Source organism: Pseudomonas sp. TE36184 (assembly GCF_054060055.1).
Genome location: NZ_JBSSCU010000001.1, coordinates 4,982,550 through 5,006,528, shown reverse-complemented (window position 1 = coordinate 5,006,528; position 23,979 = coordinate 4,982,550). Strand labels below are relative to the sequence as shown.

At 62.9% G+C, this 23,979-nt stretch carries 19 protein-coding genes and 2 pseudogenes; 7 read left to right on the top strand and 14 right to left on the bottom strand.

The window, feature by feature from the left end; genetic code table 11:
- Window positions 1-225: 225 nt before the first annotated feature.
- Window positions 226-1,040 (top strand): annotated as a pseudogene (locus ACVWZP_RS22465) (MFS transporter).
- 124 nt (window positions 1,041-1,164) lie between these two features.
- On the opposite strand, the gene ACVWZP_RS22460 reads toward ACVWZP_RS22465, so the two are convergent.
- Window positions 1,165-1,623: an REP-associated tyrosine transposase gene (locus tag ACVWZP_RS22460; protein WP_177031835.1), complete on the bottom strand. Its 459-nt coding sequence runs from the start codon at window positions 1,621-1,623 to the stop codon at window positions 1,165-1,167.
- A 451-nt stretch (window positions 1,624-2,074) separates the two neighbouring features.
- On the opposite strand from ACVWZP_RS22460, the gene ilvD reads away from it, so the two are divergent.
- Complete coding sequence (gene ilvD / locus ACVWZP_RS22455) at window positions 2,075-3,916, top strand: dihydroxy-acid dehydratase (protein WP_046381743.1); 1,842 nt, start codon at window positions 2,075-2,077, stop codon at window positions 3,914-3,916.
- Window positions 3,917-4,152: 236 nt separating this feature from the next.
- On the opposite strand, the gene ACVWZP_RS22450 is transcribed toward ilvD, so the two are convergent.
- Entirely contained in the window at window positions 4,153-5,214 is a 1,062-nt protein-coding gene (locus tag ACVWZP_RS22450; protein ID WP_046381742.1) for an HAD family hydrolase, read from the bottom strand.
- Between the two features lie 241 nt (window positions 5,215-5,455).
- On the opposite strand from ACVWZP_RS22450, the gene ACVWZP_RS22445 reads away from it, so the two are divergent.
- Window positions 5,456-6,847 carry an L-cystine transporter gene (locus ACVWZP_RS22445; protein WP_108524867.1) on the top strand — a complete coding sequence of 464 codons (1,392 nt, stop codon included), beginning with the start codon at window positions 5,456-5,458 and terminating at the stop codon, window positions 6,845-6,847.
- An 84-nt stretch (window positions 6,848-6,931) separates the two neighbouring features.
- Here the strand turns inward: ACVWZP_RS22445 and ACVWZP_RS22440 are convergent, their stop codons facing one another.
- A complete protein-coding gene (locus ACVWZP_RS22440) occupies window positions 6,932-7,444 on the bottom strand; it encodes a dihydrofolate reductase (RefSeq protein ID WP_104904290.1) in 513 nt (170 codons plus the stop codon).
- A gap of 90 nt (window positions 7,445-7,534) precedes the next feature.
- Here ACVWZP_RS22440 and ACVWZP_RS22435 point away from each other — a divergent pair, with 90 nt between their 5' ends.
- Window positions 7,535-8,914: a DUF2868 domain-containing protein gene (locus ACVWZP_RS22435; protein WP_457370166.1), complete on the top strand. Its 1,380-nt coding sequence runs from the start codon at window positions 7,535-7,537 to the stop codon at window positions 8,912-8,914.
- Window positions 8,907-10,274 carry a DUF3482 domain-containing protein gene (locus tag ACVWZP_RS22430; protein WP_017845042.1) on the top strand — a complete coding sequence of 456 codons (1,368 nt, stop codon included), beginning with the start codon at window positions 8,907-8,909 and terminating at the stop codon, window positions 10,272-10,274. The genes ACVWZP_RS22435 and ACVWZP_RS22430 overlap by 8 nt, the downstream gene beginning before the upstream one ends.
- 6 nt (window positions 10,275-10,280) lie before the next feature.
- Here ACVWZP_RS22430 and ACVWZP_RS22425 read toward each other — a convergent pair whose 3' ends face one another.
- From ACVWZP_RS22425 to ACVWZP_RS22390, 8 genes and pseudogenes are all read right to left on the bottom strand, one after another.
- On the bottom strand, window positions 10,281-10,823 hold the full coding sequence (locus ACVWZP_RS22425; RefSeq protein ID WP_457370165.1) for a hypothetical protein: 543 nt from the start codon (window positions 10,821-10,823) through the stop codon (window positions 10,281-10,283).
- 93 nt (window positions 10,824-10,916) lie between these two features.
- Window positions 10,917-11,471 (bottom strand): phosphonate degradation HD-domain oxygenase, encoded by a 555-nt coding sequence (locus ACVWZP_RS22420; protein WP_026139794.1) that lies wholly within the window; start codon window positions 11,469-11,471, stop codon window positions 10,917-10,919.
- A pseudogene (locus ACVWZP_RS22415) lies at window positions 11,471-12,601 on the bottom strand (TIGR03364 family FAD-dependent oxidoreductase); the annotation flags it as partial. The gene ACVWZP_RS22420 and the pseudogene ACVWZP_RS22415, both read right to left, overlap by 1 nt.
- 125 nt (window positions 12,602-12,726) lie before the next feature.
- The gene (locus tag ACVWZP_RS22410; RefSeq protein WP_457370164.1) at window positions 12,727-13,740 is read right to left on the bottom strand and encodes a putative 2-aminoethylphosphonate ABC transporter substrate-binding protein; all 1,014 of its coding nucleotides are present in this window, start codon (window positions 13,738-13,740) and stop codon (window positions 12,727-12,729) included.
- An 18-nt stretch (window positions 13,741-13,758) separates the two neighbouring features.
- Window positions 13,759-15,471, bottom strand: coding sequence for a putative 2-aminoethylphosphonate ABC transporter permease subunit (locus ACVWZP_RS22405; RefSeq protein WP_046381734.1), 1,713 nt, complete (start codon window positions 15,469-15,471; stop codon window positions 13,759-13,761).
- Between the two features lies 1 nt (window position 15,472).
- Complete coding sequence (locus ACVWZP_RS22400) at window positions 15,473-16,537, bottom strand: putative 2-aminoethylphosphonate ABC transporter ATP-binding protein (RefSeq protein ID WP_193039773.1); 1,065 nt, start codon at window positions 16,535-16,537, stop codon at window positions 15,473-15,475.
- A 236-nt stretch (window positions 16,538-16,773) separates the two neighbouring features.
- Entirely contained in the window at window positions 16,774-17,637 is an 864-nt protein-coding gene (locus ACVWZP_RS22395; protein ID WP_017845049.1) for a LysR family transcriptional regulator, read from the bottom strand.
- A gap of 16 nt (window positions 17,638-17,653) precedes the next feature.
- A complete protein-coding gene (locus tag ACVWZP_RS22390) occupies window positions 17,654-19,921 on the bottom strand; it encodes a heavy metal translocating P-type ATPase (RefSeq protein ID WP_457370163.1) in 2,268 nt (755 codons plus the stop codon).
- Window positions 19,922-20,005: 84 nt separating this feature from the next.
- Between ACVWZP_RS22390 and cadR the strand changes: the two genes are divergently transcribed.
- Window positions 20,006-20,455, top strand: a complete 450-nt coding sequence (cadR, locus tag ACVWZP_RS22385) for a Cd(II)/Pb(II)-responsive transcriptional regulator (RefSeq protein ID WP_079444882.1) — start codon at window positions 20,006-20,008, stop codon at window positions 20,453-20,455.
- 82 nt (window positions 20,456-20,537) lie between these two features.
- Here cadR and ACVWZP_RS22380 read toward each other — a convergent pair whose 3' ends face one another.
- The 3 genes from ACVWZP_RS22380 to ACVWZP_RS22370 all read right to left on the bottom strand — a co-directional run bounded on the left by ACVWZP_RS22380 (window position 20,538) and on the right by ACVWZP_RS22370 (window position 23,085).
- Complete coding sequence (locus ACVWZP_RS22380; protein ID WP_057003969.1) at window positions 20,538-21,371, bottom strand: thymidylate synthase; 834 nt, start codon at window positions 21,369-21,371, stop codon at window positions 20,538-20,540.
- A gap of 52 nt (window positions 21,372-21,423) precedes the next feature.
- Window positions 21,424-22,236, bottom strand: a complete 813-nt coding sequence (gene lgt, locus ACVWZP_RS22375) for a prolipoprotein diacylglyceryl transferase (protein ID WP_046381731.1) — start codon at window positions 22,234-22,236, stop codon at window positions 21,424-21,426.
- A gap of 66 nt (window positions 22,237-22,302) precedes the next feature.
- Window positions 22,303-23,085 carry a sulfite exporter TauE/SafE family protein gene (locus ACVWZP_RS22370; protein ID WP_017845054.1) on the bottom strand — a complete coding sequence of 261 codons (783 nt, stop codon included), beginning with the start codon at window positions 23,083-23,085 and terminating at the stop codon, window positions 22,303-22,305.
- 121 nt (window positions 23,086-23,206) lie between these two features.
- Between ACVWZP_RS22370 and ACVWZP_RS22365 the strand changes: the two genes are divergently transcribed.
- Window positions 23,207-23,953 carry an NRDE family protein gene (locus ACVWZP_RS22365; protein WP_426122123.1) on the top strand — a complete coding sequence of 249 codons (747 nt, stop codon included), beginning with the start codon at window positions 23,207-23,209 and terminating at the stop codon, window positions 23,951-23,953.
- Window positions 23,954-23,979 lie beyond the last annotated feature (26 nt).

Below are 23,979 nucleotides of genomic sequence, written 5' to 3'. Positions count from 1 at the left end.
AGACCAAAACCGTCCCCCTGTAGGAGCGAGCTTGCTCGCGAAAAACGCATAGACGACGCGAGCTACCTGATAGCGCTGCGTTATCGTTGACGTGCTTCGCGAGCAAGCTCGCTCCTACAGGGGCGGCGTACACCAATATGGGACGCTTCGCACAATAGATTTGATTGAATTCCATTTTTCGCAGACTAGTATCGGTTTCTGGTTTTACTCCGGAAATGACCACTCATGTCTGAGCCCTTCTGCTCTCCCGCCCTCAGTGGCGAGGTAAAACGCCAACAACTTTCCCGCTTCATCCTGATCACCTGCATTGCCCTGATCAGCTTCTTCCCGATCAATATTCTCCTGCCGTCGTTCCCCGCCCTGGCCGCCCAATTCGACACTCCGACGGCCGACGTCGCGCTCTCGATCAGCCTGTTCACACTGGTCTTCTCCATCTCCCAACTGATCGCCGGCCCGTTGTCGGACAAATGGGGGCGCAAGGAAGTGCTGCTCGGCTGCATCACGCTGTCGATTCTTGGATCGCCGCGCAGGTGTTCGCCTGCTACTTCGCCTTGATCAGCGTGACGCCGCTGATTTTCATGGACGCGCTGAAGCTTTCCGAATATCAGTACGCGCTGGTGATGATGGTGTACGGCGCGGCTTATCTCCTCGGCGGGGTGGCAGCCTCGTACCTGCAAAAACGTATCGCGCTGTCCCGGCAAATCAATATCGGTCTTGGGTTGTTGCTGGTCGCGGGTGTGCTGCTGGCGCTGATTATCATCTTTGAAGCCATTACCACAGTGACCCTGCTCATCCCGATGCTGATCAGCGCACTGGCGGTCACCCTGGTTCGTCCCGCCGCAATTTCGGCGGCGATGCTGTTGTTTTCAAGCAGCGCGGGCACAGCAGCGTCAGCAGGAAATAGCATCATGTTCTTCACCGCCGCCGTCAGCAGCGCAGCGCTTGCGCAAACCGGCAGTCATTTGCTGATAGCGATTGCCGTGAGCTTTATCATTTTCAGCCTGTGGGGTTGGCTGACCAATGCGCGGGTCGGACACTGACACTTCCCCCCTGTAGGAGCGAGCTTGCTCGCGAAGAACGTCAACGATAACGCAGCGCTATCAGGTAGCCCGCGTCGTCTATGCGTTCTTCGCGAGCAAGCTCGCTCCTACAAGGGGGAAGAGGTCACAACCAGATGGCGTCCCATAGCGGGTACTGGCCGATATGCTTGACCAGCCCTGCACGCAAGGGATTGGCCACGATATAGCGGGCCATTGCTTTCAAATCTTCCTCCCGACGCAGTGCGCGGTCGAAGTAACCTTTTTGCCATAGGGTCCCGAACGAACACCTGGCCTGGTTGATGGCACGGGCACTTCGCGACTTGGTGATTCGCATCAGCCTTGGCAAGTCGCCGTTATGCAACTCGACCAGCCAATGGAAATGGTCAGGCATGACCACCCAGGCCAGCGAAGTCGCCTCACCCTCGTCCTGAGCCTGCCTGAACTCACTGACAAGCAGGCGGCCGATGCGCCAGTCCTGAAAGATCAATTGCCGTTGATGGGTAACCGCAGTGATCAGGTAAATACGGCCCGACTCCGAACAGCGTCCGATGCGCAGCCGATGTGCACGTTGCTGGGTGGACATTCCTTCGTCCTCTTCTGTGAGTGAAAGAGAAACGGTAGGCGCAGCGACGTCAACCGGCCTCTAAACAGTGGTTCTGAATATGTCCCTCCCCTGTAGGAGCGAGCTTGCTCGCGAAGAACGTCAACAATAACGCCGTACTATCAGGAGGCCCGTGTCGCCTGTTCGTTTTTCGCGAGCAAGCTCGCTCCTACATCAGATTGGTTGATCCGGGCATGCGTCGCCACGGCGCTTTTCGCCATTCCCTCCAGCCGCCAGCGGTGTAGAATCGGCCTATTCATCGCCAGTCATCCCCCGGCGGGTTTATGAGCTCGAGGCCAAAACGCACGGCGATCCCGTAACGTTTGCGGCAACGTCCGGACACCACGGCCATTTTTCGGGTGTTCCAGACGTCCATAGAAGCTCACTCCCCTTAGCACCTGATTAGTTTTGATTAGCCGCCCGGAGGGCTCAAATGCCAGATTACCGCTCGAAAACATCCACCCATGGCCGCAACATGGCCGGCGCCCGCGCACTGTGGCGCGCCACGGGGATGAAAGATGACGACTTCAAGAAGCCGATCATCGCGATTGCCAACTCGTTCACCCAGTTCGTCCCCGGCCACGTCCACCTCAAGGACCTGGGCCAACTGGTCGCCCGCGAGATCGAACGCGCCGGCGGTGTCGCCAAAGAATTCAACACCATCGCCGTGGACGACGGCATCGCCATGGGCCATGACGGCATGCTGTATTCCCTGCCGAGCCGCGAGATCATCGCCGACTCCGTGGAGTACATGGTCAACGCCCACTGCGCCGACGCCATTGTCTGCATTTCGAACTGCGACAAGATCACCCCCGGCATGCTGATGGCCGCCTTGCGCCTGAACGTCCCGGTGATCTTCGTCTCCGGCGGCCCGATGGAAGCTGGCAAGACCAAACTTGCCTCCCACGGCCTCGACCTGGTCGACGCCATGGTCATCGCCGCCGATTCCAGCGCTTCTGACGAGAAGGTCGCGGAATACGAGCGCAGCGCCTGCCCGACCTGCGGTTCATGCTCCGGCATGTTCACCGCCAACTCGATGAACTGCCTGGTGGAAGCCCTGGGCCTGGCCTTGCCGGGCAACGGTTCCACGCTGGCCACCCACAGCGACCGTGAGCAACTGTTCCTGCAGGCCGGCCGCACCATCGTCGAGCTGTGCAAGCGCTACTACGGCGAGAACGATGAGTCGGTGTTGCCGCGCAACATCGCCAACTTCAAGGCGTTCGAAAACGCCATGACCCTGGACATCGCCATGGGCGGGTCCACCAACACCATCCTGCACTTGCTGGCCGCGGCCCAGGAAGCCGAGATCGATTTCGACCTGCGCGACATCGACCGTCTGTCCCGCCACGTGCCGCAACTGTGCAAAGTCGCGCCGAACATCCAGAAGTACCACATGGAAGACGTGCACCGCGCCGGCGGGATCTTCTCGATCTTAGGTTCCCTGGCGCGCGGCGGCCTGCTGCACACCGACCTGCCGACCGTACACAGCAAGTCCCTCGCCGAAGGCATCGCCAAGTGGGATATCACCCAGACTGACGACGAAGCCGTACACACCTTCTTCAAGGCCGGCCCGGCGGGCATCCCGACCCAGACCGCGTTCAGCCAGTCGACCCGTTGGGACACCCTCGACGTCGACCGTGAAAACGGCTGCATCCGCAGTGTCGAGCACGCCTATTCGAAAGAAGGCGGCCTGGCCGTGCTGTACGGCAACATCGCCCTCGACGGCTGCGTGGTGAAAACCGCCGGTGTGGACGAGTCGATCCACGTGTTCGAAGGTCGCGCCAAGATCTACGAAAGCCAGGACAGCTCGGTACGCGGCATCCTCGCCGACGAAGTCAAAGAAGGCGACATCGTGATCATCCGCTACGAAGGCCCGAAAGGCGGCCCGGGTATGCAGGAGATGCTCTACCCAACGTCGTACCTGAAATCCAAAGGCCTGGGCAAAGCCTGCGCGCTGCTGACCGACGGCCGTTTCTCCGGCGGCACCTCGGGCCTGTCCATCGGCCATGCTTCGCCTGAAGCCGCTGCCGGCGGCGCGATTGGCCTGGTACAGGACGGCGACAAGGTACTGATCGACATTCCGAACCGCTCGATCAACCTGTTGATCAGCGACGAAGAACTGGCCGCGCGCCGGGTCGAGCAGGACAAGAAGGGCTGGAAGCCGGTGGAGAAGCGTCCGCGTAAAGTCACTACCGCGTTGAAGGCTTATGCGTTGCTGGCGACCAGTGCCGACAAGGGTGCCGTGCGTAACAAGGCAATGCTCGACGGCCTGTAAGGCCCGCCCATGAAAATGCCCCGCCAAGTGCGGGGCATTTTTTTTGCTGGGAGAAAACCTCAATAACCATGAGGATCAAATGTGGGAGGGGGCTTGCCCCCCGATGGCAGAGTGTCAGTCGATACATCCACAGCTGACCCACCGCTATCGGGGGCAAGCCCCCTCCCACAGCTTGACCGTGTGAACCCAATCAAGTGTGGGAGGGGGCTTGCCCCCGATAAGCAAGCGACTCGGTCTTACTGGATCTCGTCAGGCTTGACGATCACCCAGTTCTTGTCCGCCGTCACCGGCAAGCCTTCCTTGGCCTGGGCGGCCGCGTGCTTGGCCATCATGCCGTTGAGCTGGGTCATGTATTTGTCTTTGCGGTTGACCCACAGATGAATGCCGCCCTTGGCCACGTCCACATCGTGGAACAGCATGTAGCCGTCGCTGGTCGGGGTATCGCCGCCGACGATCACCGGTTTTTTCCATTCGTCGATGTAGGTCAGGATCGCGGCGTGCTTACCGGCCATCCAGGTCGCCGGGGTCCACAGGTAGGGGGTCAACTCCAGACCGAGGTTGGCTTTTTCGTCGTATTTGCCGGCAGTGATCTGCTTGCGTGCGGTGGTCAGTTCGCCGGTCTTGCGGTCCTTGAGCAGGGTGCTCACGCCGATGACGTTCTGCGGTTTGACGTTGTAGCCGTACTTCGGATCGGCAGCGACCATGCGTACCAGCTCTTCCGACGCGGCGGTCATCACATACACCTCGATGCCGTTTTCCATCAGCTTGTTGTACAGCTCAGCCTGACCGGTGAAGACTTTCGGCGGCTGGACTTCGGAGTTCTTCACCGCGTCGCCTTCGAAATAGCTGACCGGCACTGGCTTGCCGGAGGCCATCAACTCATCGACCTGGACCTTGAGCTCCTTGAGGGTAAAACCTGCAAACACCTGGGCCACCCACGGGTAGCAGACCATGTCGTCCACTTCGCAGAGGCGATAGTAGTAACTGAACAGACTTTCCTTATGCTCGGCGGTGTCTTTGAAGGGCATAAGCTTGAGCGATGGGTCGAGGCTGTCGCGGGTGATCAGGCCCTTGTTTTCCATGTAGGGCAGCAGGGACTCTTCGAGGTCGTAGCGGTAGCTGGTGTTGTCCATGTCGAACACCGCGAAGTTACCCTTGTTGGCGTTGGCGGCGATCATTTCGTTCAGTTGCTTGGCGGCCGGGGCCGGCCAGTGTTTCAACTCGGTGGCGGCGAACGCCTGGCCGGCAAGTGCGAGGCAGAATGCGGCGGATACCAGTAGTTTCGGCGCGAGCTTCATAGGCGTTGTCTCCCTGAGTGAAAGACATCGACGCTAACAAATCCCTGTGACAGTTTTCGCCCGGTCGCGACCGCTTGCGTTCTGATTCCGCCATTGCCATGTGCCTGAGCGCCAACTACTTATTCCAAAAACGACAGACACCATTCCATATTGGTATTAAATCAATATATATCAAGCTGTTAGGCTTCCCGGTTCGCAATCGCAGGCTCACGCGATTGGCAACACTCTCAACGGAGCTTCAATGAATCTGCCCCTGATTCTCAACTTACTGGTGTTCGTGGCCCTGTTGCTGGGCCTGGCACAAACCCGTCGAACGAACTGGAGCCTCGCCAAGAAAGTCCTGTTCGCCCTGATACTCGGCGTGGCGTTCGGTACGGCCTTGCACGCCATTTACGGCGATGGCAACCCGGTCCTCAAAGCCTCTATCGGCTGGTTCGATCTGGTCGGCAACGGTTATGTGCAGTTGCTGCAAATGATCGTGATCCCGCTGGTGTTCGCTTCGATCCTCAGCGCCGTGGCACGTCTGCACAACGCCGCGTCCCTGGGCAAGATCAGCTTCCTGACCATCGGCACCCTACTGTTCACCACCGCGATTGCGGCGCTGATCGGCATCGGCCTGACCAACCTGTTCGGCCTCACCGCCGAAGGCCTGGTGGCCGGCACCCAGGAAATGGCGCGCCTGCAAGTGATCCAGAACGACTACGCGGGCAAGGTCGCCGACCTGAATATCCCGCAGTTGCTGTTGTCGTTCGTGCCGCAAAACCCGTTCGCCGACCTGGCCCGCGCCAAGCCGACCTCGATCATCAGCGTGGTGATCTTCGCCGCCTTCCTCGGCGTGGCCGCGCTGCAACTGCTCAAGGATGATGTGGAAAAGGGCCAGAAAGTGCTCAACGCCATCGACACCCTGCAAGCCTGGGTGATGCGCCTGGTGCGCCTGGTGATGAAGCTCACGCCCTACGGCGTATTGGCGCTGATGACCAAGGTGGTCGCCGGCTCCAACCTGCAAGACATCATCAAGCTCGGCAGTTTTGTCGTGGTCTCGTACCTGGCGCTGGGGCTGATGTTCGTGGTGCATGGCCTGCTGCTGTCGCTGGCCGGGATCAACCCGCTGCGCTTCTTGCGCAAGGTCTGGCCGGTGCTGACGTTCGCCTTCACCAGCCGCTCCAGCGCGGCGGCGATCCCACTGAGTATCGAAGCGCAGACCCGCCGCCTGGGCATCCCGCACGCCATCGCCGGTTTCGCCGCCTCGTTCGGCGCGACCATCGGCCAGAACGGTTGCGCCGGTCTCTACCCGGCAATGCTGGCGGTGATGGTCGCGCCGACGGTCGGCATCAACCCGTTGGACCCGCTGTGGATCGCGACCCTGGTGGCGATTGTGACCTTGAGTTCGGCGGGCGTTGCCGGCGTGGGCGGCGGGGCGACGTTTGCCGCGCTGATCGTACTGCCAGCGATGGGCTTGCCGGTGTCACTGGTGGCGCTGCTGATTTCCGTGGAGCCGCTGATCGACATGGGCCGTACCGCGTTGAACGTGAACGGTTCGATGACAGCCGGGGCGATTACCAGCCAGATCATGCAGCAGACGGATAAAGAACGGCTGAATGCGGATGAGCATGCCGAGTTGGCGCAGGCCTGATAGACCGCTATCGGGGGCAAGCCCCCTCCCACATTTGACCGAGTGAATGCGGTCAGTGTGGGAGGGGGCTTGCCCCCGATGCTTTTAGGCTTTTTCCCAAACTTCGAAGTTGTAAGCCGGCTTGTCACCTTCGGCTGGGTTCTGCAGATTGGAAACCAACTTCCACTGGTTCTCATCAAACGCCGGAAACCACGCATCCCCTTCCGGGCTCAGCGCCACCCGCGTCAGGTACAGGCGATCCGCCTGTTCCAGTCCCTGCGCATAAAGCTGCGCGCCGCCGATCAACATCAGCTCATCCACGCCCTGCTCCAGCGCCCACGCCTGCGCGCGTTCCACCGCCGCTTCAAGCGACGGAAAAACTTCCGCACCTTCCAGCGCCAGGTCGGTCTGACGACTGACCACAATGTTCAAGCGCCCCGGCAGCGGTCGACCCAGGGAATCCCAGGTCTTACGCCCCATGATGATCGGCTTGCCCAGGGTGGTGGCCTTGAAATATTTGAAATCCCCCGGCAAATGCCAGGGCATGCTGTTGTCGACGCCGATCACACGGTTTTCACCGAGGGCTGCGATCAGGCTTAGAGGGAGAGTTTTTTTCATGGCGACGAGAATACCAGAGCCACGCGAAGCGTACCCCAACCGGCTGCACAGCGGTTATGCTCTAGGCTCACTGACACAACAGGACGGCGCGTGACTGCACTGACCCCCCTGCAAACACTCTGGCTGACGGAAACCGTGCGCCTGCGCGAAGAACACGCCGGCCCGCTGGAAGATCAGCAAGCCAATCGCCTGGCCCGCACGGCCGGTGGCGACCTGCCGACGCGCATTCAACAGCGCGCCCTGCACCTGGCCGAGCGCGATGGGCTGACAACCGCCCTCATCCGCTGGCTGCAAGGTGCGCGTTTGGCCCTGATACTGCTGGCGATAGTCGCGGTGATCAGCGGTGCGGGCCTGGCCTTTGCTGCGCTGGGTAACGGCCTGACCCCGGTGAATGTGTTCTGGGCGCTGGGCAGCCTGCTCGGCTTGAACCTGATCCTGCTGATCAGTTGGGCATTGGGCCTGCTGTTTGCCGGAGAACACAGCGCCAGCCTTGGCCGGCTGTGGTTGTGGCTCAGCGAAAAACTCGCGCGTGACGCCAAAGCCGCGCAACTGGCGCCGGCGTTGCTGCTGCTATTGCAGCGCCAGAAGCTCAATCGCTGGGCCGTCGGGGTGCTGGTCAACAGCCTGTGGTTACTCGCATTGCTCAGCGCGCTGGCGATCCTGCTGACACTGCTCGCCACCCGGCGCTACGGTTTTGTGTGGGAAACCACCATCCTCGGCGCCGACACCTTCGTCGCCGTGACCCAAGCCCTCGGCGCCCTGCCCGCCCTGCTTGGTTTCAACGTCCCCACGGTGGAGATGATCCGCGCCAGCGGCGATTCCGCCCTGAACATCGACAGCGCCCGCCAGGCCTGGGCTGCCTGGCTGGTGGGCGTGCTGCTGATCTACGGCCTGTTGCCGCGGTTGATCCTCGCCCTGCTGTGCCTGTGGCGCTGGAAACGCGGACGCGCCGCCCTGCGCCTGGACCTCAACCTGCCCGGCTACAGCCAACTGCGCGAACGCCTGATGCCGAGCAGCGAACGGCTTGGGGTCAACGATGCGGCACCGGAGCAGTTGCACGCCGTCAGCGGCGGCGTCAGCGAACTGCACAGCGACGGCGCGCTGGTGGTCGCCATCGAACTCGACGACCAGCACCCGTGGCCGCCGAAGCTGCCGGGCAACGTGCAGAACGCCGGCATCCTCGACAGCCGCGAATCACGCCACAAACTGCTGGAACAACTGACCCGCTTCCCGCCCGCGCGCCTGGCCATCGCCTGCGACCCGCGCCGCTCGCCCGACCGGGGCAGCCTGGCGCTGATCGCCGAACTGGCGCGCAGCGCCAGCGCCACCCGCGTGTGGCTGCTGCAAGCGCCACCCGGCCAGGCGCTGGACGCCGAGCGCCTGGGCGATTGGCACACGGCGCTGCAACAACTGGAACTGCCCTTCGCCGATTGCGCGCCGTTGAACTGGCTGGAGAGCGGCCATGACTAAACCCCTGAAACTCGCCGTGGTCGGCCACACCAATGTCGGCAAGACCTCGCTGCTGCGCACCCTGACCCGCGATGTCGGTTTCGGCGAAGTCTCCCACCGCCCCAGCACCACGCGGCATGTCGAAGGCGCGCGCTTGTCGGTCGAGGGCGAAGCCCTGCTGGAACTCTACGACACCCCCGGCCTGGAAGACGCCATCGCCCTGCTCGACTATCTGGAGCGCCTCGATCGCCCCGGCGAACGCCTCGACGGCCCGGCACGCCTGGCGCGTTTCCTGGAAGGCAGCGAAGCCCGCCAGCGTTTCGAACAGGAAGCCAAGGTGCTGCGCCAACTGCTGGCCTCCGACGCCGGCCTGTATGTGATCGACGCCCGCGAGCCGGTGCTGGCCAAATACCGCGACGAACTGCAAGTGCTGGCCAGTTGCGGCAAACCGTTATTGCCCGTGCTCAACTTCGTCAGCAGCAACGATCATCGCGAACCGGACTGGCGCGAAGCCCTGGCCCGCCTCGGCCTGCACGCACTGGTGCGGTTCGACAGCGTCGCGCCGCCGGAAGACGGCGAACGCCGCCTGTATGAAAGCCTCGCCCTGCTGCTGGAAAACGCCCGGCCCCAACTGGAACGGCTGATCCTCGACCAGCACGCCCAACGCCAGGCCCGCCAGCAAAGCGCCGCGCGGCTGATCGCCGAACTGCTGATCGACTGCGCCGCGTGCCGGCGCAGCGTGGTCACTGAAGAGGAACCGCAAGCCATCGGCGATTTGCGCAAGGCCGTGCGCCAGCGCGAGCAGCGTTGCGTGGAAGCCTTGCTCAAGCTGTTCGGCTTCCGCCCGCAGGACGCCGCCGCCAGCGACTTGCCGCTGCTCGACGGGCGCTGGGGCGATGACCTGTTCAACCCGGAAACCCTCAAGCAACTCGGCGTGCGCGTCGGCGGCGGGATTGCCGCCGGCGCGGCCGCCGGTGCCGGGGTCGACCTGCTGGTGGGTGGGTTGACCCTTGGCGCCGCCGCGCTGGCGGGCGCCATTGCCGGTGGCGCGCTGCAAACCGCGCGCAGCTATGGCGGGCGACTGCTGGGCAAAATCAAGGGCCAGCGCGAGCTGACCGTCGACGACAGCGTGCTGCGCCTGCTGGCCCTGCGCCAACGCCAATTGCTCAAGGCCCTGAACCTGCGCGGTCATGCGGCGATGCACAGCATCAAGGTCGACACGCCGCAGGACAAGACCTGGCGCGAAGGCAAACTGCCCGACGCCCTGCACAAGGCCCGCGCCCACCCGCAGTGGTCGTCCCTCAACCCTCACGCCAAATTGAGCCAGGCCGAGCGCCAGGAGCAGGTCGAAGCCCTGGCCGCCCGGCTCGATGAAGCCTGACCCCGCTTATTGACGCGCGTACCACTCAAAGCCCAGAAAGGTCGTACACAACGTGCGGATCAGCTCTTTATCGGCCTTGTCCGCAATACCGTCGCGGTCGATGTCACTGTTGGTAAACGATTCCAGCACCCCGTCGCCATCGCCGTCATAGGCGGAGGCCTTGTAGATCAGCGAGCCCTTGCACTGCGGCGCCGTGCGCTCTTGGAATTCCAGCTTGACCGCGTTGGGCGTGCCGGCCTTGGCGTAATGATCGACGTACAGCGTCAACGTGCGCTGCCAGTGGCTGCGCCGATTGAACCAGTTCAACTTCAAAAAGCAGTCGGCGAAGGTGTCCACCCGCTGTTTTTCCAGCCGACAGGGACGGGTGACCGGGTTCAGATCGTCCGCCCATTGCAGGTCGACCCGGCCGTCCGCGCTCATGTCCACGGCGAAGATCTCGTGGATCAGTTCATCGGGACAGCCAGCCTGCTGCTCATAGAAGTGCAGGATGACTGTGTCCGCCCGACCGTTGCCGCTCATGTCCTGGGCCGTCACTTTTAAGTAGCGCATCAGCGTTGCTCCTTGGATTGAAGAAGCAAGCCACCTTAGTGATCCGACCTCAGGGGCTCTAGGCGGCGCATCTGCGTTTGGCGTAAGGCCAATCTACGCAACCAGTAGCCGCGCGGCCTTGGCCTTGAGTACCTGCAGATCGAGCACCGGCACCTGCGCTTGCTTGGCCTGTTCGTCCCAGTGGCGCAGACGCAGGCTGATGGCGTAGAGCGGGTCTTGCTCGAACGCCCGCGCTTCGTCAGGCGTCATTGCCCCGCCTTGATACGCCAGCGTGCGGCGGCTGGCTTCGCTCAACCGGGCGTAGTAGTCCGGCTGGCTGAAGGTCAGGTAGCGCTTGGCCTCGACGTGATATTCCACCAGCCGCGCCAGGCGCTCGCTGAAACCGACGCGGCGCAGGTAATCGGCGCCCAGCCGCTCATGGCTGACCACGCCATAGCCGCCCATGTTCGCACCGCCCTGGCCGCAAAGATGGCCGATATCGTGGAAAAACGCGGCCAGCACCACTTCATCGTCGAAGCCTTCGGCCATGGCCCACTGCGCGGCCTGGGACATGTGTTCGAGCTGCGACACCGCCTCGCCGATGTAATCCGCCGTGCCGTGTTGCTCGTACAGGCCGAAAACCTCGGCAATCACCTGCTGCGGATTCATCATGCCGCCCCCCACAGTGCGCTGATATTGCGCTCGCCCAGCGCCGGCCCCACGCTCATGCCCACGCCGGTATGCATCAACGCGGCGCTGACGCCGGGCGCCACGCGCAGGAACGAGAACGGCACCCGCCCGCGTGCGCCGTAGACGCCCTGCCAACGCTCGACCACCTGGACCTTGCAACCCAGGGTCTGCTCGGCCAGTTCGAGCATCCAGTCATCGACCTGCTCGGCGTTGAACGGCGACGCATCGCGGCCGTAGTCGTGGGAGTCGCCGATGATCAGTTCGCCATGGGGCGTCGGGCTGATCAGCAAGTGAATCCCGTGCTCATGCAGGTACGGTGCCTCGCGCAGGATCTGCGCCTGCACCGCCGCCGCTTCCGGCAGGTCGGCAAACGCGCCGTAATGCACGCAACTGAGGCCGGTGAGCAAGGCGTGTTGCAGGTTCAGGTTGACCGCCGGCCGCGCGCGCAGCATTTGCAGGCGGCAGATATGCGGGTCGAGTTCGGCAATCGCTTCGGCCAGCAGCGTTTGGTAGTCGTGGCCCGAGCAGACCACGATCTGCGCGCCACGAAAACTGCCCGCCGTGCTGTGCAACTGGCCCGGCTCGACGTCGCGCACCAGGGTCGAAAAGTGAAACTCCACCTGCAGTTCCTCGCGCAGGTAATCGATCAGCGCCGGGATCGCCTCGCGCGAATACAGCTGCTGATCGTCCTTGCCGTGCAACGCTGCGCGGTGATGACGGAATTGGCCGCCGTACAGATCCCGCAACGCCGCGCCCTGCAGCAGTTCGACGTTATAGCCATACGCCTGGGCGCGGCCGGCGCAGAAGGCTTCCAGCAGGTGTTCTTCGGCTTCGCTGCGGGCGAACAGATACGAGCCGTTGCGCTTGAGCTGCAAGCCGGCCAGCCGCGCCCATTCGCCCCAGATATCGCGGCTTTGCCGCGCCAGGTCGAGCATCGGGCCTGGCGGTTGGCCGGTGACCAGGGCCTGGCCGAAGTTGCGTACCGAGGCGCCCAACGGCGTGGCGCTGCGCTCGAACACCTTGACCTTGAGCCCGCGCTTGGCTGCCGCGTAGGCGTGGGACAGGCCGAGGATGCCGGCGCCGATGATCAATAAATCTGTCATGACATACGTAACCCTCTGTAGGAGCGAGCTTGCTCGCGAAGCACGTCAACGATAACGCAGCGCTATCAGGTAGCCCGCGTCGTCTATGGGTTCTTCGCGAGCAAGCTCGCTCCTACAGGTAGAGGTGAAATTTATTGTTTTTCCGACTTGCCGTCATAGCGCTTGCGCCACTCAGTCAGAATGCTGTCGCGGTTTTTCGAGGCCCAGGTGAAGTCGTTCTTGATCAGCCGCTGCTCGTAGTCCGCCGGCAATTCGGTCTGTGGCTTGGCGATGCCCGGCTGGGCGAGCACGGCGAAGTTGTCCTTGTACAGGTCCATCGCCGCGGTGCTGGCGGAGAAGTCGGCGAGTTTCTTCGCCGCGTCGGCGTGGGCGCTGCCTTTCATCACCGCCGTCGCTTCGATGTCCCAGCCCAGGCCTTCTTTTGGCAGGATGATGTCCAGCGGCGCGCCCTGGCGCTTCAACTGCACGGCCGGGTATTCGAAGGAAATACCGATCGGGAATTCACCCGAAGCCGCCAGCTTGCATGGCTTGGAACCGGAGTGGACGTACTGGCCGATGTTCTGGTGCAGGTCGTCCATGTACTGCCAGCCCTGCTTCTCGCCGAAGGTCTGCAGCCAGGCGCTCACATCCAGGAAACCGGTGCCCGAGGACGCCGGGTTGGGCATCACGATCTTGCCCTTGTACTCAGGCTTGGTCAGGTCTTGCCAGCTCACCGGTTTGCTCAGGCCCTGCTTCTCGGCTTCGACGGTGTTGAAGCAGATCGTCGCGGCCCAGACGTCCATGCCGACCCACGCAGGCGGGTTGGCGGCGTCACGGTAGTGTTTGCCGATCTTGTCCAGGCCCTTGGGCGCGTAACTTTCGAGCATGCCTTGCTGGTCGAGGATCGCCAGGCTCGACGCGGCCAGGCCCCAGACCACATCGGCTTGCGGGCGGTCTTTTTCCGCGAGCAGCTTGGCGGTGATGATGCCGGTGGAGTCACGCACCCATTTGATTTCGATGTCGGGATTGGCCTGCTCGAAGGCCTGTTTATAGGTCTTCAATTGCTCGGCTTCGAGGGCCGTGTACACGGTCAATTCAGTCTTGGCGAAGGCATTCAGGCTGAATGCAGTGAGTACGGCAGCGACCAACGCGAGGGGCTTGAACATGGCATACCTCCTTCAGGGTTATTGGCCCGGCGCGGTCTGGCGCCAGGCTTGGGAGCGGCGCAACGCGCCACGTGAGGCCCACGCCAGCAGCAGCGAGACGCCGGCCGAAGTGAACAGAATCAAAGTGGACATGGCCGCCGCGCCGCCTACATTGCCGGCGTCGTCCATGTTCAACACGGCGACGGCGGCGAGGATGGTGTCGGGGCTGTAGAGGAAGATCGCCGCCGAGACAGTGGTCATCGCCGACACAAACAGGTAGCGCACGATGTCCAGCAGCGCCGGCAGGCAGATCGGCACGGTGACGCGCAGGTAGTGGCGGTACAGCGGCGCCTTGAGCGACAGCGCGGCGGCTTCGAACTCGGCATCGAGCTGGCGCAGCGCGGTGGTGGCGGTCATCTGCGCGGTGGTCAAATAATGAGCGATGGTACACACCACCAGCAGCGTCATGGTGCCGTAGAACACATGCAGCGGGTTGCCGCTGAGGTTGAAGAAGAAGACGTAGCCCAGGCCCAGCACCAGGCCCGGCACGGCCATCGGCACGAAGCTGAGCATGCGCAGCGCCAGGTTGAGGCCCTTCTGGCCCTGGGTCTTTTCCATCAGGTACGCGCCAGTGAAGATCAGCACGCTGCCGATCAGCGCCGTACACAGCGCCAGGGTCAGGCTGTTGCGGTACGCCAGCCAGCCGCCGCCGGCTGTGTCTTCGAACTGGTAGTGGTTGAGCGACAGCGACAGGTTGTAGGGCCAGAACTTCACCAGCGACGAGTACACCGCCATGCCGAACACCAGCAGCAACACCGCGCAGATCAGCAGCACGATGGCCAGGTAACAGGCATCGCGCCGCCGCGACGGGGCCGGCTGGAACACCTGGGCACGGCCGCCCATGGCATCACCCTGGCGCCGACGCAGCCAGGTATCGACGCCAAAGCTGAACAGCGCCGGCAGCAGCAACACCATGCCGATCAACGCCCCGCGCCCGAACTGTTGCTGGCCGACCACGGCCTTGTAGGCTTCCAGCGCCAGCACCTGATAATCGCCGCCGACCACCACCGGTACGCCGAAGTCGGTGATGGTCAGGGTGAACACCAGGCAAAACGCGGCGAACACCGCCTGGCGCGTGGCAGGCCAAGTGATGCTGCGAAATGCCCGGGCCGGGCTGGCACCCATGCTCGAGGCGGCATCGAACAAGCGCGCATCCGCCAGGGAAAGCGCCGACAACAGGATCATCAAGGCGTGTGGGAAGGTGTAGATCACCTCACCGAGGACAATGCCCCAGAAGCCGTAGATATTCTCCGACAACAAACCGCGCAGCAGGCCCTGGTTGCCGAACAGATAGACCAACGCGATCCCCGGCAGCATTGACGGCGCCATCAACGGCAGCAGCGACAGGCCGCGCCAAAGCGCCTTGGCCGGGATCAGTGTGCGTTGCAGCGCGTAGGCAAACAGATACGCCAGCGGTACGACAATGACCGCCACGCTGAGGGAGACTTTCAGGCTATTCCCAAGCAGCCAGTGGAAGTTGGCGCTGCTGACCAGTTCCCGCGCCGCCACCAGCCCGCCGCCCTGCCCGGCTTCGCTGCTGAAGCCGCGCCAGAAGATCGCCAGCAGCGGCAACAACACCGCGATACCCAGCAGGCACAGCCATAGCCATTTGCCGCCCAGCACGAAAAGGCGGTCGCCCAACTCGGCGCGGGACACCCGGCGTGCAATGGGCAGCGTCATCAGCGCACCCATGTCAGGCAAACACCTGCAGGCTACGCGGCGGCAACGCGACCCAGATGTCCTGGGCCCCCAGGCGCGGCATGGCTTCCGGAGCCAGTTCGGCCAGCAGCGGATGACCGGGCAGTTGCGCCAGTTCAAAGCTCATGCGGCAACGGTTGCCGAGGAAGGTGATCTCGCGGACCTTGGCCGCAAACAGGTTCTCTTCATGCACCAGCGGGTTGACGCTGATCGCTTCCGGGCGGCAGAACAGGCGCCCGGAGGTGGCCGCGCCAGCATCATCGGCCAGGCGCATGTGCATCCCGCCGACCTGGGCGTGGCTCGCGCTGCTGCGGCTGAACGGCAGCCAATTGCCCTGGCCGACGAACTCCGCCACGAACGGTGTGGCCGGGCGGTCGTAGATCTCTTGGGGCGTGGCGTATTGCTCGACCTTACCGTTGTTCATCACGGCAATGCGGTCGGCCATCAACATGGCTTCGTCCTGATTGTGGGTGACCATCAGCGTGGTGACGCCCAGGCGCCGTTGCAGTAGGCGCAGTTCGGTACACAGGTGCTCACGGACGCGGGCGTCGAGGGCCGACATCGGCTCATCGAGCAGCAACAGCGAGGGTGCCGGCGCCAAGGCGCGGGCCAGGGCGACCCGTTGTTGCTGGCCGCCGGAGAGTTGGCCGGGGTATTTCTTTTCGCTGCCCAGCAGGCCGACCAGTTCGAGCATCTGACCGACACGCTTGCGCACTTCATCGCGACCGCTGCCGGTGAGGCCGTAGCCGATATTCGCTTCAACGCTGAGGTTGGGGAACAGCGCGTAGGACTGGAACAAAATGCCGTAGTCCCGCGCCTGCGGCGGCAGCAGGGAAACATCCCGCTCACCCAGGTAAAGCTCTCCACTGTCCTGGCGCTCGAGGCCGGCGATGCAGCGCAGCAGCGTGGTCTTGCCGCAACCGGACGGGCCCAGCAGGCACACCAGCTCGCCGGCGGCGACGTCCAGGGACACGTTGTCCAGCGCGGTAAAGGCGCCGAAGCGTTTCTGGATACCGCGCACCTTCATTGGCGCGCCGGGTTGGGTCAGGGCTGTGTTCATGGAGGCACCTCATCAAACAGATGAGGGCCATGCTAGGCAGGCAATGCGTCCCTGATGTGGCAGAAAGGCAAAACGTGGCGATAGTGGTATTGGTGGATTTGGGTAGGGGGGTGCCAGGTCTGGCGCTATCGGGGGCAAGCCCCCTCCCACATTTTGACCGCATTCTCATGTTGGAACTCGGTCAAGTGTGGGAGGGGGCTTGCCCCCGATAGCGCCCTCAAGGCCACCACCGGATTTCAGATCGGCGACATTTCCTGCGCCAACCCGAGAAAAGCAGCTGGCAGGCGAGCGCCTTTTCTTTCCTTGAGGCAGTAGAGGTACTCAGCGATCTGCGGCGCGTTCTCGATGGTCAGCACTCGCAGTTGCGGGTCATGGGGCACTTCCTGGCGGGCGATGATGCTGATGCCGATATTGCGCAGCACCGCTTCACGAATCGACTCGCGGCTGCCGATTTCCAGCAGCGGCCCGTAACTCACGCCGGCACCCTGCAGCAGCTGTTCCGTCAGGCGTCGCGTGGTGGAGCCGGCTTCACGCATCAACAGCGTATGCCCGGCCAGCGCGGTCAACGGCACATGATCGAGCGTCGCCAACGGGTGGTTCCGATGCACCGCCAGCACCAGCGGATCGGTGCCCAGCACACGGCGAATCAGACGCGGGTCTTCCAGCAGTTGCGAGGACGCGGCGACGTCGACGCGGTAATCATCCAGGGCTTCGAGCACCTGTTGGGAGTTGCCGATTTCCACCGACACTTCCACCTGGGGCAAACGCTCGCGGAAGGCTTTGACCAGGTCGAGGATGTAATACGGCGCCGTCGCAGCAATCCGCAATGCGCCCTGGACCTGGCCACTGTTACGCAGGAAAAACTCGATATCCGCTTCCTGCTGCAACAGCGTCTTGACCATCGGCAGCAGGCGCGCGCCTTCGTCGCTGACCGTCAGGCGGCGGCCCCCGCGATAGAACAGCTCGACGCCGTACTGGCTTTCCAGGTTGCGGATCTGCGTGGTGACGGTGGGCTGGCTCAGGCCGAGTTTTTTCGCCGCCTGGGTAATGCTGCCCAGGCGGGCGACCATAAAAAACGCCTTCAACTCGGCACTCAGCACACCACCCTCACATCATCTATTTGCGCAGCAGGCGCAGGCCATTGAACACCACCAGCAGGCTTACGCCCATGTCGGCGAACACCGCCATCCACATGGTGGCCATGCCCAGGAAGGTGACCGCAAGGAAGACCGCCTTGATCACCAGCGCCAGGGCGATGTTCTGCTTGAGGATACTCGAGGTTTGCCGCGACAACCGAATGAAAGCCGGAATCTTGCGCAAATCATCGTCCATCAAGGCCACGTCGGCAGTTTCGATGGCAGTGTCGGTGCCTGCCGCGGCCATGGCAAAACCGATCTCGGCGCGGGCCAACGCCGGGGCGTCGTTGATGCCGTCGCCGACCATGCCCACGCGCCGGCCTTGGCCGTAAAGGGCTTCGATGGCTAGCAGTTTGTCGGTGGGCAACAGGTCGCCCTGGGCCTGGTCGATGCCAACCTGGGCCGCAATCGCCTGGGCAGTGTGGGTGTTATCGCCGGTGAGCATCAGGGTTTTGATGCCCAGCTCGTGCAACTGCTGGATCGCTTCGCGGCTGCTGTCCTTGACCGTGTCGGCCACGGCGAACAGCGCCAGCGGGCCGGATGTGTCGAGCAGCAGCACCACGGATTTGCCTTGTTTCTCCAGGGCGAAGAGTTTGTCTTCCAGCGCGGGCGAGCACAGGCCGAGTTCTTCCACCAGGCGGTGGTTGCCCAGGTGGTAGGTTGTGCCGTTGATATCACCGCGCACACCGCGACCAGTCAGGGCAGTGAAGTTATCCACAGCATGGCGCGGCAGGTTTTTATCCACAGCCGCGTTGGCGATGGCCAACGATACCGGGTGGTCGGAACGCCCGGCGAGGGCGGCGGCCAACGCCGGCGCACTGTCTTCGACATTCGGGAACAGTGCCAGGTAGTCGGTTTGCACCGGTTTGCCGTGGGTGATGGTGCCGGTCTTGTCGAGGGCCAGGTAGTCGAGCTTGTAACCGCCCTCCAGGTACACGCCGCCCTTGATCAGGATGCCTTTGCGCGCCGCTGCGGCCAGGCCGCTGACGATGGTCACCGGGGTGGAGATCACCAAGGCGCACGGGCATGCGACCACCAGCAGCACCAGGGCGCGGTAGATCCAGTCGAACCAGACGCCAGCCATGAACAGCGGCGGGATCAGCGCCACGCCCAGGGCAAACAGGAACACCGCCGGGGTGTAGATCTTCGCGAAACGGTCGACAAAACGCTGGGTCGGCGCGCGGGCGCCCTGAGCCTGTTCCACGGCGTGGATGATCCGCGCCAGGGTCGAGTTGCTGGCGGCCGCCGTGACTGCGTATTCCAGGGAACCGGCCTGGTTGATGGTGCCGGCGAAGACTTTATCGCCCACGGTTTTTTCAATCGGCAGGCTTTCGCCGGTGATCGGCGCCTGGTCGATGGTCGACTGGCCGGCGGTGACTTCGCCGTCCAGGCCGATGCGCTCGCCGGGGCGAACCCGCACGATGGCGCCCAATTCCACACTGTTCACTTCCCGTTCGGCCCAACTGCCGTCGGCCTGGCGCACTGTGGCCCGTTCCGGGGTCATCTGCATCAAGCCGCTGATGGCATTGCGCGCGCGGTCGAGGGACTTGGCTTCGATCAATTCGGCCACGGTGAACAGGAACATCACCATCGCCGCTTCCGGCCATTGGCCGATCAGGATCGCGCCGGTCACGGCGATGCTCATCAGCGCGTTGATGTTCAGGTTGAGGTTTTTCAGGGCGATCCAGCCCTTTTTATAGGTGGTCAGGCCGCCGCTGAGGATCGAGACCAGCGCCACCAGGGCAATCACCCAGGTCGGGGCCGCGTTGGTGAAGTGGATCACTTCAGCGGCCAGGGCGCCGACGCCGGACAACGCCAACGGCCACCAGTGTTTCTTCGCCGGCGGTGCGGCAGCCGGGGTGCCCTCTTCGATCGGATCGGCCTGCATGCCCAGGGACTTGATGGCGTCGATGATCGGCGCGGTGCTCGGCAGGTCATGGGTGACACCGAGGATGCGGTTGATCAGGTTGAATTCCAGCTGCTGCACACCGGCAAGCTTGCCCAGTTTGTTCTGGATCAGGGTCTGCTCGGTGGGGCAGTCCATGGCTTCGATGCGGAAGGTGCTCAGGCGCGAATCGGCGCTTGGCGCGGCGCTCAGTTGCACCAACGCCGGGGCTGGCGTGCCGGAGCAGCAGGCACCGGCGTGGCCGTGGTCATGCACCGGTGTCAGTTTTTTCGGCGCATGAGCGTGGTCATGCGCGTGATCGTGCGTGTGCGGGGTGTGCGGGGTGTGATGGGAGTCGCTCATCTGGTCGCGTCCGTAAGGTGCCTGTTGCCAAGTAAAGACCCTGTAGCCACTATAGGGTCAAGCACCCATTTGGAGATTGTTGCGATGAAGATCGGCGAATTGGCCAGGCTGACCGACTGCCCGGTGGAAACCATCCGTTATTACGAGAAGGAAGGCTTGCTGCCACCACCGGCACGCACCGAGGCCAACTACCGCGTGTACACCCAGGCGCACACCGAGCGGTTGGTGTTTATCCGCAACTGCCGCAGCCTGGACATGACCCTGGAAGAAATCCGCAGCCTGCTGGGCTTACGAGACAGCCCGCAGGACCAATGCGAAAACGTGAATGCGCTGATCGACGAGCATATCCACCATGTCAAAGCGCGGATCGACGGCCTGTTGGCATTGCAGGAGCAACTGATCGACCTGCGCCAGCGCTGTGGCAGCGGGCCGGAGCTGGATCAGTGCGGGATATTGCAGCGGCTGGAGGTCAGCGGCAGTGTCGCCGCCAGCGAGGCTGAGCCTTCGCATGTGGGCAGAAGCCATGGACATTAATTCAGCCTGATAACCGAATCAAAGTGTGGGAGGGGACTTGCTCCCTCCCACACAAGCCCACACCTTTAGACTGAGGCAGGCTTTAGATGGCGACGTCGGCTTTAATGCTTGGGTCAGCGTTGTAACCGACGATTTCGAAGTCTTCGAACTTGTAGTCATAGATCGACGCAGGCTTACGCTTGATCACCAATTCCGGCAGCTTCTTCGGCGTGCGCGCCAGTTGGGTCTGGATCTGTTCCATGTGGTTGCTGTAGGCGTGGGTGTCGCCGGTGGTGACGATGATCTCGTGGGGGATCAGGTCGCACTGCTGGGCCAGCATGTGGGTCAGCAGCGCCAGCGCGGCGGTGTTGTACGGCAGGCCGAGGAATACGTCGGAGCTGCGGATATACAACTGCATCGACAGATGGCCGTCATGCACGAACGCCTGGTACAGCAGGTGGCACGGCGGCAGGGCCTGCTTGCCGTTGCGCGCATTTTCCTGGGGGCTCTTGGTCTCGTCCGGCAGGTACTCGACGTTCCAGCCGTGGAACAGAATGCGGCGGCTGTTGGGGTTGGTCTTCAGCGTCTCGACCATGTAGTCGATCTGATTGATCGTGCCGCCGTCCTTGGTCGGCCAGGCGGTCCACTGCTCGCCGTACACCGGGCCCAGATCACCGTCTTCGGTGGCCCACTCGTCCCAGATACGCACGCCGTTCTCGTTCAACCACTTGATGTTGGTGTTGCCGCTCAACATCCAGATCAATTCGTTGGCGATGCTTTTGAAGTGAAGCTTCTTGGTGGTCAGCAGCGGGAAGCCGTCGGCCAAGTTATGCCGATACTGACGGGCAAACACAGCCTTGGTGCCGGTGCCGGTGCGGTCGCCCTTGGTCAGGCCATTGGTCACGACGTCGTTCAGTAGTTCGAGATATTGCTTCATGTCATTACCCGTATCGGTGCAGCCGAGACCTCGCAGGCCTCGGCATTCGAATTCAAAGCGCGGTGTTCTTCAACGGTTGCGGACGGTTGTACGCCCACCACAGCAGGCCCAGGCCGACGATGATCATCGGCAGACTGAGGATCTGGCCCATGGTCACCCAACCGAACGCCAGGTAGCCCAGTTGCGCATCCGGGACGCGCACGAACTCGACGACAAAACGGAAGATGCCGTAGAACAACGCGAACATACCCGACACAGCCATCGTCGGCCGTGGCTTGCGTGAGAAAATGTACAGAATGAGGAACAGTGCCACACCTTCCAGGGCGAACTGGTACAGCTGCGACGGATGACGCGGCAATTGCGCCGGGTCGCTGAACGGCGGGAACACCATGGCCCACGGCACGTCGGTCGGCTTGCCCCACAGTTCGGCATTGATGAAGTTACCGATACGCCCGGCGCCCAGGCCGATCGGCACCAGCGGTGCAACGAAGTCCATCAGTTGGAAGAACGACTTGCCGTTGCGACGGCCAAACCACCAGGCGGCGAGCATCACGCCGATAAACCCACCGTGGAAGGCCATGCCGCCCTTCCATACCTCGAAGATCAGCGTCGGGTTGGCGATGTAAGCGGGCAAGTCGTAAAACAGCACATACCCCAGGCGTCCGCCGACGATGACCCCCATCGACAACCAGAACACCATGTCGGAGAGTTTCTCCTTGGTCCAGGTCGGGTCGAAACGGTTCAGGCGCCGGGAAGCCAGCAGCCAGGCGCCGCCGATGCCGATCAGGTACATCAACCCGTACCAGTGGATTTTCAGCGGACCGATGGCCAGGGCCACCGGGTCGATCTGCGGGTAAGGCAGCATTGCGACTCCTCGTTAAATCATTCGTTATGGCGACCGGGACCATGCCCGGGCGCGATTAAGGCTGCGTTACAGCAAGAAATTCAAACCCACGCAAAACAGCAGCCCGGCAAACAGGCGTTTTAGCAAGCGCGGCGACAAACGGTGCGCCAGGCGCGCGCCGAAGCGGGCAAACACCATGCTGGTCAGGGCAATGCCCAGCAGCGCCGGCAAATACACGAACCCTAGACTATGAGCGGGCAGCAGCGGGTCATGCCAGCCCAGAATCATGAAACTTAATGCACTGGCCAGCGCAATCGGCAGCCCGCAGGCCGACGAAGTGGCCACCGCTTGCTGCATCGGCACGCTGCGCCAGGTCAAAAACGGCACGGTCAGCGAACCGCCGCCAATCCCGAAAATCGCCGAGGCCCAGCCGATCACCGTGCCCGCCAGGGTCAGACCGAGCTTGCCCGGCACCGTTCGACTGGCCTTGGGCTTGACCTCCAGGGCCAACTGCACGGCGATGATCAGCGCGAACACGCCGATGATCTTCTGCAAGTGGGGGCCGGAAATCGCCTCCGCCGTCAGCGCGCCAAAACCGGCGCCGATCAGGATGCCCACGGTCATCCACACAAAGATCGGCCAGCGCACTGCGCCCCGTCGATGGTGCTCACGCACGGCGTTGATCGAGGTGAAGATGATCGTCGCCAGGGACGTGCCCACGGCCAGGTGGGTCAGCACCTGCGGGTCGAAGCCCTGCAAGGTGAAGCTGAACACCAGCACCGGCACGATAATGATCCCGCCGCCCACGCCAAACAGCCCGGCGAGCACCCCGGCACAGGCGCCCAGCAGTAAATACAGCAGAAATTCCATGGGAGCCCCCAAACCAAGTCCGGCATGTTAACGGATGGAAGGCATGCGACCCAACTGGATACGATGGAACGCCCGCGCCAGTGTAGGTAGAGTGGCCAAACACACAAAGGGAGATCGCCTGATGTGCCTGATTGTTTTCGCCTGGCGGCCGGGCCATGCCCAACCGCTGATCGTCGCGGCCAACCGTGACGAGTTCTACGCCCGCCCCAGCCTGCCGCTGGCCCAATGGCCGGATGCGCCTGCCGTCTATGCCGGCCGCGACCAGGAAGCGGGCGGCACCTGGCTGGGGGTGAACGCCGACGGACGGTTTGCCGCCCTGACCAATATCCGCGACCCGCATCAACCGCCGGCCCGCAAGTCGCGTGGGGAATTGGTGGCGCGGTTTCTCAGCGGTTCGCTGCCGCTTGAGCAGTATTTGGCGGAGATCAACGGCCGCGCGATTGAATATGCCGGGTTCAACCTGTTGGTGGGCACGCGGGATGAACTGTGGCATTACAACGCCCGCGACAGCGTGCCTACGCAACTGCCCGCCGGGGTGTACGGCCTTTCCAATGCAGGGCTCGACACGCCATGGCCGAAATTGCTCAAGGCCAAGGCAGCGCTGGGCGAGGTACTGGAGAACCCGCAGCCGGAAACCTTGCTGGATATCTTGAGCGACCCGCAGACCGCGCCGTTTGCCGACTTGCCGGACACCGGCGTGGGCTTGGCGACCGAGAGTTTGCTATCAAGCGTATTTATCGCCAGCCCCAGTTATGGGACACGGGCGAGTACAGCGCTGATTGTGAATGCGGACGGCACGCGGCAGATGGTGGAGCGCAGTTTTGGGCCGCACGGTGGGCGGCTCGGCGAAGTCGAACTCTCGCTCTAGACACACCACAAAACCAATGTGGGAGG

Coding starts and splice junctions, on each gene's coding strand:
- ACVWZP_RS22440 (WP_104904290.1), bottom strand. CDS start 7,444: ATGAAAAAAACTCTCCCTCTAAGCCTGATCGCAGCCCTCGGTGAAAAC.
- ACVWZP_RS22365 (WP_426122123.1), top strand. CDS start 23,207: ATGTGCCTGATTGTTTTCGCCTGGCGGCCGGGCCATGCCCAACCGCTG.
- ACVWZP_RS22370 (WP_017845054.1), bottom strand. CDS start 23,085: ATGGAATTTCTGCTGTATTTACTGCTGGGCGCCTGTGCCGGGGTGCTC.
- ACVWZP_RS22420 (WP_026139794.1), bottom strand. CDS start 11,471: ATGAATCCGCAGCAGGTGATTGCCGAGGTTTTCGGCCTGTACGAGCAA.
- ACVWZP_RS22450 (WP_046381742.1), bottom strand. CDS start 5,214: ATGAAGCTCGCGCCGAAACTACTGGTATCCGCCGCATTCTGCCTCGCA.
- ACVWZP_RS22405 (WP_046381734.1), bottom strand. CDS start 15,471: ATGGGTGCGCTGATGACGCTGCCCATTGCACGCCGGGTGTCCCGCGCC.
- ACVWZP_RS22400 (WP_193039773.1), bottom strand. CDS start 16,537: ATGAACACAGCCCTGACCCAACCCGGCGCGCCAATGAAGGTGCGCGGT.
- cadR (WP_079444882.1), top strand. CDS start 20,006: ATGAAGATCGGCGAATTGGCCAGGCTGACCGACTGCCCGGTGGAAACC.
- ACVWZP_RS22410 (WP_457370164.1), bottom strand. CDS start 13,740: ATGTTCAAGCCCCTCGCGTTGGTCGCTGCCGTACTCACTGCATTCAGC.
- ACVWZP_RS22425 (WP_457370165.1), bottom strand. CDS start 10,823: ATGCGCTACTTAAAAGTGACGGCCCAGGACATGAGCGGCAACGGTCGG.
- ACVWZP_RS22390 (WP_457370163.1), bottom strand. CDS start 19,921: ATGAGCGACTCCCATCACACCCCGCACACCCCGCACACGCACGATCAC.
- ACVWZP_RS22430 (WP_017845042.1), top strand. CDS start 8,907: ATGACTAAACCCCTGAAACTCGCCGTGGTCGGCCACACCAATGTCGGC.
- ACVWZP_RS22445 (WP_108524867.1), top strand. CDS start 5,456: ATGAATCTGCCCCTGATTCTCAACTTACTGGTGTTCGTGGCCCTGTTG.
- ACVWZP_RS22380 (WP_057003969.1), bottom strand. CDS start 21,371: ATGAAGCAATATCTCGAACTACTGAACGACGTCGTGACCAATGGCCTG.
- ilvD (WP_046381743.1), top strand. CDS start 2,075: ATGCCAGATTACCGCTCGAAAACATCCACCCATGGCCGCAACATGGCC.
- lgt (WP_046381731.1), bottom strand. CDS start 22,236: ATGCTGCCTTACCCGCAGATCGACCCGGTGGCCCTGGCCATCGGTCCG.
- ACVWZP_RS22460 (WP_177031835.1), bottom strand. CDS start 1,623: ATGTCCACCCAGCAACGTGCACATCGGCTGCGCATCGGACGCTGTTCG.